General features: G+C 67.4%; 7 protein-coding genes. 5 read left to right on the top strand and 2 right to left on the bottom strand.

Annotation, left to right across the window (positions count from 1 at the left end; all coding sequences use genetic code 11):
- The first annotated feature begins 80 nt into the window (after window positions 1–80).
- From B1964_RS00645 to B1964_RS00655, 3 genes are all read left to right on the top strand, one after another.
- Entirely contained in the window at window positions 81–977 is an 897-nt protein-coding gene (locus B1964_RS00645; protein ID WP_006369120.1) for a LysR substrate-binding domain-containing protein, read from the top strand.
- Between the two features lie 160 nt (window positions 978–1,137).
- Complete coding sequence (locus tag B1964_RS00650) at window positions 1,138–1,917, top strand: heavy metal-binding domain-containing protein (RefSeq protein WP_079928418.1); 780 nt, start codon at window positions 1,138–1,140, stop codon at window positions 1,915–1,917.
- A gap of 2 nt (window positions 1,918–1,919) precedes the next feature.
- Window positions 1,920–2,318 (top strand): hypothetical protein, encoded by a 399-nt coding sequence (locus B1964_RS00655; RefSeq protein ID WP_014358397.1) that lies wholly within the window; start codon window positions 1,920–1,922, stop codon window positions 2,316–2,318.
- Here the strand turns inward: B1964_RS00655 and B1964_RS00660 are convergent.
- Window positions 2,294–3,112 (bottom strand): oxygenase MpaB family protein, encoded by an 819-nt coding sequence (locus tag B1964_RS00660; RefSeq protein ID WP_006369123.1) that lies wholly within the window; start codon window positions 3,110–3,112, stop codon window positions 2,294–2,296. The genes B1964_RS00655 and B1964_RS00660 overlap by 25 nt on opposite strands.
- A 178-nt stretch (window positions 3,113–3,290) precedes the next feature.
- Between B1964_RS00660 and B1964_RS00665 the strand changes: the two genes are divergently transcribed.
- Entirely contained in the window at window positions 3,291–5,498 is a 2,208-nt protein-coding gene (locus B1964_RS00665) for a DUF2254 family protein (RefSeq protein ID WP_079928419.1), read from the top strand.
- A 224-nt stretch (window positions 5,499–5,722) separates the two neighbouring features.
- Here B1964_RS00665 and B1964_RS00670 read toward each other — a convergent pair whose 3' ends face one another.
- Window positions 5,723–6,763, bottom strand: coding sequence for an alpha/beta hydrolase (locus B1964_RS00670; protein ID WP_014358400.1), 1,041 nt, complete (start codon window positions 6,761–6,763; stop codon window positions 5,723–5,725).
- 463 nt (window positions 6,764–7,226) lie between these two features.
- Here B1964_RS00670 and B1964_RS00675 point away from each other — a divergent pair.
- Window positions 7,227–8,870: glutamate synthase central domain-containing protein (locus B1964_RS00675; RefSeq protein ID WP_290440673.1), on the top strand; the 1,644-nt coding region annotated here is incomplete at its 3' end.

Consider the following 8,870-nt stretch of genomic DNA (forward strand, 5'->3'; position numbering starts at 1 on the left):
CGCCTCCTGGCCGCAACCGACACAGTCACCGATCTACACAACCGACCCGATTAACTGAACGGTATTGCAGCTAGCATGGCATGGTGCATGACGAGATCGAGTGGTTCATCACCATTGCCGAGGCCGAGAACCTGACGGCGGCCGGTGAGCGGCTCGCCGTCTCGCAGCCGACCCTGTCGCGATTCGTGGGCAGGCTCGAGCGAGAGGTCGGCGTTGCGCTGTTCGACCGGCATGGCCGACGTCTGGCGCTGAACGCCTACGGCCGTGTCTACCTCGAACGGGCGCGTCGCGCGCACGCACAACTCGACGCCGCACGCCGGGAGATCGACGACATGCGTCGACCGACGCGAGGTGTGGTCCGGCTGGCTTTCCTGCATTCGTTCGGCATCAGCCTGGTGCCGCAACTCATCCGGGCATTCCGCGAGCGCAATCCGGGTGCGGGATTCACCCTCGCGCAGGACTCCGTGGCCACCGTCGTCGAGCACATCGAGACCGGCGACGCCGATCTGGCCATCGTCGCGCCGCGGCCGATGCGGACCGACATGGCGTGGCAGCCGATCGCGCAACAGAATCTGGCGCTCGTCGTGCCGCGTGGTCACCGCTTTGCCGGCCGGACGAGTATCGGTCTGGCAGAGGCCGCCGACGAGGAGTTCATCGTCATGCAACACGGATTCGGCATGCGCCGGATCTTCGACGAGCTGTGTGCGTCCGCCGACATCACCCCGACCATCACGTTCGAGTCGGCCGAGCTCGCGACGATCGCCGGGCTGGTCGGGGCGGGCCTGGGAGTGGGTGTGGTCCCCGTCGACGATGCGAACCGGGTCGCCGACGTCGTGTTCGTCCCGCTGGCTGGTGAGACACGTGAGATCGGGTTGACGTGGTTTCGGCCGCGACCACTTCCGGTGGCGGCTGAGCGGTTTAGGGTGTTTGTCGGAGAGTTTGCCGCCGGTGGTGCGGAATCGGCAGCGGGACAGTAGGTCTCGAGGCCGGTGCATTCGGGCGGTTTGTCCGATAGTTCGGATTGACTGGTGGGCAAGGTAATTCGGTCAACCGAGGTCCATCGGCCGAGCGGCGCAATGGTGTCATACTCGCGTGGTGGGGTGAGTTCCCCGCGAGGTGATCAGGGAGGTAAGGCCAGTGAACGCTCCGTTGGACCCCGTTGCGAGTGCGCGGCTCGCCGAGAGTGGTCGGCTCTTCACCTCGGATTTGTCGATCGACGAATTCGTCCTGCTCGAGTCGGCGGGATTCGAGCCGCTGGGTCTGGTGATGGGGACGTCGGTGTATCACGTCGGCATCCAGACCGCGTCGATCCGGCAGAGCACGGAGATGCAGGTGCTCACCTCTGCGATGTACAACGTCCGCGAGAACGCCATGGCGCGGATGCAGGCCGAGGCTGACGCGCTGCACGCTGATGGGATCGTCGGTGTGCGACTGGAATGGCGGCCGCACGGCGCCTCGCCGGAGCACATCGAATACCTGGCGATCGGCACCGCGGTGCGGTTCACCGCGAAGCCCGGCGCCTATCGTCGTCCCGACGGGCGGGCGTTCAGCTCGCATCTGTCGGGTCAGGACCTGTTCAAACTCTCGCAGGCCGGGTACGCGCCGGTCGCGTTCACCTTGGGTAACTGCGTGTATCACGTTGCGGTGCAGGGATTCATGCAGACGCTCAAGCAGATGGGCCGCAACGTGGAGATGCCGCAGTGGACGCAGGCCTACTACGAGGCGCGAGAACTCGCGATGACGCGCATGCAGTCCGAGGCCGAGCGTGACGGGGGTACGGGCATCGTCGGGGTGCAATTCTCGGTGTCCGAATGGGTTTGGGGGCCACACACATTGGAGTTCTTCGTGATCGGTACCGCAGTACGGCGAACCGGAGAGCCCACCCCGGTGCGTCCCTCGCCCGTCCTGTCCTTCTGATCATGACCATCCCTGACTCCGAGAGGTTCGACGTTGATTCCGCGACAAGGGTTCTCGCGGCGGTGCTGACATCGCCGGCGGGCGCGCGTACGGCCATCGGAGCGTTCGCCGATGTGCCCGGACTCGTCTATCGGGCCGAGCAACCCGCCAGGCTGCTCCGTGCCGCCAAGCCGCCGGTGCTACGTGCGGGGGAGTGGGAGTTCGTGGCGACGGGGCCGGGCGCGGCACCGATGGAACTGCGCCACACCGTACGCGGCATCACATTGCAGACCGAGCGACCCGCGCCGTCGGACGCGGCACGTCGACTCGCCGTCGAAGTGCTCTCCGCCGCACAGCAACTCGGCTCGGAGACCGACATCGCCGTGCACTCGGCGCTCTACGGTCTCGCCGCGATCGTCTGAACGCTCCGGCGGGCGGCGAGGACCTTGTCGGCCAGGTCGTCGGGATGGATGTTGCGTCGTGGGCGTACGGCGTCCATCGTCCGCAGGCGTCCGGCGAAGCGAGACAGTGCCCGGCGGTCGGCCGCCGAGACCGTGATCCCCAACATCTGCGCGGCCACCGGATGCTGGATCGCGCGCACCGCCCGGGTCGGAAGCTGCTGGAACAGCCAATAATCCGGGCGCAGCAACTGATCCCGATACCAGTCGAGGCCCGGTACCGGATCGAGTTCGGTGGCCAGCGCATGCGTGAAGTAGTCGCCGAAGTCGTCGAGCGAGGCGGGCATCTCCCGTGCCGAGATCCCGTACCGCCGATACCACTCGCAGGTCTCGTCGTAGAGCCGACGCTTGTCGTCGGCGTCGAGACCACCGAAGAACACCTCGACACAGGTGAACAGGGCATCCACGTAGGTGGCGTGCTCGAAGAAGAACACCGACGGATTCAGTGCGTGATACGCACGTCCGTCCGGTCGGCGTCCGCGAAACGAGTCGTGGCTGTAGCGGATGAGGCGCACCTCGTCGAAGCCGGCGTCGTATCCCGACCGGATGATGCACGGCACGGTGCGCTGTTTGTGCACGAACACCCGTCGCGGAACGATGGAGAACTCGTGCGTCGCCGCGGCGATCGACGGGTGCAACATCTGCAACGACACCGCTCGGCAGATCGACATCACGAAACGTCGATCGGCGAGAAAACGCCACAGCAGCGATGTCTCGTCGAGTCGAATGCGTGCGGCACCGGAACGTGCTGACGTCATCGTGGCCCCCCGACCTCGTGTGAGTGTGTCCACGATAGCGCGAGACCGGGCCGAGATGGCGCGAGCCGGGGCCGCGATCGACGATGTGCGGCAATCGGGACACCGCGCGGCGGTAAGCTCACCGGCATCGACCCGGGTGCACCCGAGACCGACACGGCAACCGAGACAGGGCACGACGATGACCCACTGGTTCGACCACGCCATCGTGGCCACCGGTCGTCTGCCGCTGTTCCTGTTCCTCCTCGCGTTCATCGCGACATTCCTGTTCATCCGGATCAGCGTGCGGCTCATCCGCGCGCAGGTGCGCTGGTGGCCGGGCAACGTCACGCCCGGCGGGATGCACCTGCACCACGAGTTCTTCGGAGTCATCGCGATGCTGTTGTCGGGGTTCGGTCTCGTGGCGCTCTCGCGCTTCGACACCCCGATCGCCGACTGCGTGCTCGCGGCGATCTTCGGAATCGGTTGCGCGTTGGTGCTCGACGAGTTCGCACTGATCCTGCATCTGCGAGATGTGTACTGGGAGAAAGAAGGCCGTTCGTCGGTCGATGCGGTCTTCGTCGCGATCGCGATCGGGGTGCTGTTTCTCCTCGGATTACGGCCATTGGGCTTCTCCGACGCGGCCACCGAGATCGCCGCAGGCCCCGACCCGGGTACCCGGATCGCCGCCGCGGTGATCGTGACCGCCAATGTGGTGCTGGCGGTGATCACCCTGATGAAGGGCAAGCTGTGGACCGGGCTGATCGGGATGTTCATCCCGTTCCTGTTGTTGTTCGGGACCTTTCGCGTGGCCCGTCCCCGGTCACCGTGGGCGCGCTGGTTCTACGCAGGCAAGGAGGGCAAGCTCGACAAGGCGATCCGCCGTGAGATCCGCTACCGGGAGCCGCTGATCCGCTGGAAGATCGTGGTCCAGGAGGCGCTCGCCGGTCGCTTCGGCGTCCCCGACCTCCCGCCCGTGCTCCCGGTGACCCCGGCTCCCGTCCCGCCGAGGGTCGCCGCTCCCAACGCGGTGGCGACGGCCATCCGATGGCGACGGACCCGTCGCGAACTGCGTGTGGTGCCGACCTGGCGTCTGCCGGTGATCCTGGTGGTGCTCGCGGTGATTGCCGCGATCTTGTGCATCGCCCTCGACGAATCGCTGGGGCTGCAGGTGGATTCGGGGACCTTGGCCACGGTGTTGGGGGTCATCGCGGGAGCAATGGCCACGCTGACCGGTCTGGTGTTCACCGCGGTCACCCTGGCGATGCAGTTCGGGGCGTCGCAGATCTCGGTGCGTGTCATCCCTCGGCTGCAACGCGAGCCCGTGATGCGCTGGTCGATCGGGTTCTTCCTGGCCACATTCGTGTTCAGTGTGATGGTGGCGATGGACCTGGCGCTGGCCGAACCCGACGACACCACGCCCGGGGTGTCGACGGCGATCGCGGCGTTGCTGACCGTCGTCTCGGCCTTCCTGTTCATCGCGCTGGTGGCCAAGGTAGGCACCGTGCTCAACTCTGCTCAACTCATGCGCTGGATCGCCGCCGACGGCCGCTCGGCGATCCGCCGCCAGTTTCCCGACGAGGTTGCCGCAGAGGAGGTTGCCGCAGAGGAGGTTGCCGCAGAGGAGGTTGCCCCGGGGCCGGTTCCGGAACACGGTACGCACGACGCAGTGGTGCCCGTCGGCCCGCCCGCGGTGGACTCCGGGCATCCCGACGATGCGCGCCGGATCATTCACCTCAAGGAGACCGCGACCCGCGGCCGGGTGCTGCTGGCGGTCAACGTCGCGAAACTACAGCGATACGCCGTCTCCGGGAACGTGCGATTCGACCTGCTGGTCGCCGTGGGCGATCACGTCCCGCACGACGTCGGGGTGATCGCCGTCAGCGGTGAGCACCGCGACTCGATTGCCGCCCACAAGGTGTTGCGCTGCTTACTCTTCGGGGATATCCACCAACCGTCAGTGAGCCCCGCGGCTGCGCTGCAATCGATCTCCGACATCGCCCTCAAGGCGATCTCCAGTGCGGGCAACGACCCGAGCACCGTCGTCCTCGCGCTCGACCACACCGAGGATCTGCTGCTGATGCTGGCCCCCCGCGTGCGTGCGGACCTGCTCTCCACACGAGCCACCCTGGTCGGTGGCTACCGGCGCAGCTGGGCCGACTACGTCGCCATCGGCACCGACGAGATCCGTCGACACAGTCACGGGCAGGCACAGGTCCACCGACGTCTGCGCGCACTGTACGAGACGCTCGCGCGCCGCTGCCCGGCCGATCAGCTGCCACCGATCACCGGACGTCTTGCGGCGCTGGACCAACAGATCGACCTCGAGTGGCAGGTCCCGCTCGACCGCAGGCTCGCCCGCGCCCCTGATCGACAAGGCTCCGGGTCGGAGCGGGGGTCGGTGGGCTGAGTGGCCGCGTTCTCCGACATCGACGGCTGCGGCGGGGAGCTCGTGCATTCACGGCCGACGCGACGTTCTCGGTGTCCGCGGTAGCTCGAATGCAGTGCCGCCTCAAGCGGTCTCGAGGCTGCCGCACGCGGCTCGCACCTCGACCATCGATGCACGAAACCGGGCGCGGGTCACATCCACGCACGGTGATCGGCCGCTTCAAGGGGTCTCCAGGGAGGTGAAATTCAGTGCGCGGTCACCGATTCGGTCAGGAATGCGGTGGCGCGCCGGACGGCCGGGCGGGCGTCGGGTGTGAGTCGGCCGAACATCTGGAAGACGTGGCCCTGACCACGCCAGGCCTCGATCTGCGCGTCTCCGCCGGCGCGCACCAGTGCCTGGTGGTAGTCGCGCGCGTCCTGGCCCATCACCTCGAGGCCGCCGTATTGGATCAGCGTGCGCGGCAACGTGATCCCGTCGTCGAGTGGGATGCGCATCCGCGGGTGGTCGGGATCGGCGTCACCGGTGTAGAGACGCAGGATCTTCTGCGCCGCAACGGCATCGATGATCGGATCGCGCGCCCCTGCGCGTTCGTGAGCGACGGCGGTGGCGAAGCTGGGGTCGTAGAGCGGGGAGAACAACACCATGGCGCTGGGTTGTGGGGTGCCGGTTCGGTGATTGTCGGCGAGCAGATCCAGCGCGAGATGACCGCCCGCCGAATCCCCTGCCACGACGATGCGGTCGGCGTCGATGCCCTGGTCGAGCAGCCAGTGATAGCCGCGGATGGTGTCGTCTCCGCCGGTCGGCCACCGGTATTCGGGACCGAGGCGATAGTCGAGGCTGAACGCGAGGAAACCGGTCTGCCTGCTCAACCGCGCGACCAGACCGCGATGTGTGCGCGGCGAACAGACCACGTATCCCGACCCGTGCAGGTAGTAGATGATCGGCCGATCACGCCCGCGGGTCAGGCCGGGACCGTGGGTGTCGACCGTGCCCACCCACTCGCCGCGCACCTGGCCGTCACCGTGACGGGTGGCGATCGGGAGCACCGCGGTGCCCGCGGGGACCGGGCACATCGCGGCCAGCGAGCGGTTCACGCCCGGCCGCGTGGCCCGCAGCATCCGGACCGCCACCGGAGAGGGGCCGTAGCGGGTGGCCGCCATCAGCGGTCGGCTGACCCGGCTCAGATAGCTGTTGAGGGCGTGCGACCGGCGCGAACCCGGACCGACGTGGGTGTCGGGGTGCGGTGGTGCCGCAGGATCGGACAGGTCAGGGGCGACGGTGTTCACGAAATCGACAGTAGGACGACGGACGGCCCGGCATGAGCGGATTGGGCGCTGTCGGCGGCTGGGAGGGCGCTGTCGGCGAGGAGATGGGCGCTGTCGGCGCTTGGGAGGGCGCTGTCGGCGAGGAGAAGGGCGCTGTCGGGGACGAACGTACGGCAACACTCGTTGTGCGCCATACGCTGCGACGTCGGCGTCGATGTGGTAGCCGGATTTCGATACTGGGCACCGCGCGTGAGAAAATACCTGACAATGCTTAGCGAGCAGGGTGGTTCCTGCCTGGCAACGACTGCCGGGTCCAGGTGTCAGCAACGGCGCTGACCTCAGGGGACGCCACCGTCCGATCGTCGGAAGAGCCAGGTCAGCCCATGGTTTCGGCACTTCCGGGGGCACAGTCGACGGTGCCGCGTCCGCACAGACGTATACGGGTCAATCGGTGCGCAACGTCGCGCGCGAAGTGAGGCAGATTATGAAGCATGCTCCTGGTCCCACAGGGCTGTACGACCCCATCCACGAGCACGACGCCTGCGGTGTCGCCTTCGTCGTCGACATGCACGGCCGACGCAGCCGGGACATCGTGGACAAGGCCATCACCGCGCTGATCAACCTCGAGCACCGCGGAGCCGCGGGTGCCGAACCGAACACCGGTGACGGCGCCGGCATCATGATCCAGGTACCCGACCGCTTCCTGCGCGAGGTCGTCGACTTCGAGCTGCCCGCCGAGGGCGGCTACGCCACCGGTATCGCCTTCTTGCCGCAGGGCTCCAAGGACGCCGCCGAGGCGTGCGAATCGGTCGAGAAGATCGTCGAGGCCGAGGGGCTGCGGATGCTCGGCTGGCGCGAGGTGCCGGTCAACGAGAACGGTCTCGGCGCACTCGCCCGCGACGCGATGCCGACCTTCCGCCAGGTGTTCATCGCGCTGCCCGAGGGCACGCCCGATCCCGACGGCATGGTGATCGAACGCCGGGCCTTTGTGGTGCGCAAGCGCGTCCAGAACGAGCTCGGCACCAAGGGTGCAGGCGCCGACGGCCCGGGCCGCGAGACCGTGTACTTCCCGAGCCTGTCCGGCAAGACCTTCGTCTACAAGGGCATGCTGACCACCCCGCAGCTGCGCGAGTTCTATCTGGACCTGCAGGACTCGCGGGTCGAGAGCGCGCTGGGCCTGGTGCACTCGCGCTTCTCCACCAACACCTTCCCGTCGTGGCCGCTGGCGCATCCGTTCCGGCGCGTCGCCCACAACGGCGAGATCAACACCGTCACCGGTAACGAGAACTGGATGCGGGCGCGCGAGGCGCTCATCGACACCGAGTTGTTCGGTGACGACGTCTCGCAGAAGATCTTCCCGGTGTGCACGCTCGGTGCCTCGGACACCGCGCGCTTCGACGAGGTCCTCGAGATGCTGCACCTCGGTGGTCGCAGCCTGCCGCACGCGGTGCTGATGATGATCCCGGAGGCCTGGGAGCGTCACGAGTCGATGAAGCCCGAGCACAAGGCGTTCTACGAGTACCACGCCACGTTGATGGAGCCATGGGACGGACCGGCCTCGGTCTGCTTCACCGACGGCACCGTCGTCGGCGCCGTCCTCGACCGGAACGGCTTGCGCCCCAGCCGGATCTGGGTCACCAAGGACGGACTGGTCGTGATGGCCTCGGAGGTCGGCGTCCTCGACATCGACCACGCCGACGTCGTGCAGAAGATGCGGCTGCAGCCCGGCCGGATGTTCCTGGTGGACACCGCCGCCGGCCGCATCGTCGACGACGAGGAGATCAAGGATCAGCTCGCCGCCGAGCACCCGTACCAGGAGTGGCTCGATAACGGCCTGGTGCACATCGACAACGTCAAGGCGTTGCCGCACCAGCACATGTCGCATCACCGGGTCACCCTGCGGCAGTTGACCTTCGGCTACACCACCGAGGAGCTCGACCTGCTGGTGGCGCCGATGGCCCGCACCGGTGCCGAGGCGATCGGCTCGATGGGCACCGACACCCCGATCGCGGTGCTCTCGGCCCGGCCGCGGATGCTGTTCGACTACTTCCAGCAGATGTTCGCCCAGGTCACCAACCCGCCGCTGGACGCGATCCGCGAGGAGATCGTCACCGCGATCGGCGGGGCC

Origin of the sequence: Gordonia sp. i37 (genome assembly GCF_002043085.1) — a bacterium.
GTDB lineage: Bacteria > Actinomycetota > Actinomycetes > Mycobacteriales > Mycobacteriaceae > Gordonia > Gordonia polyisoprenivorans.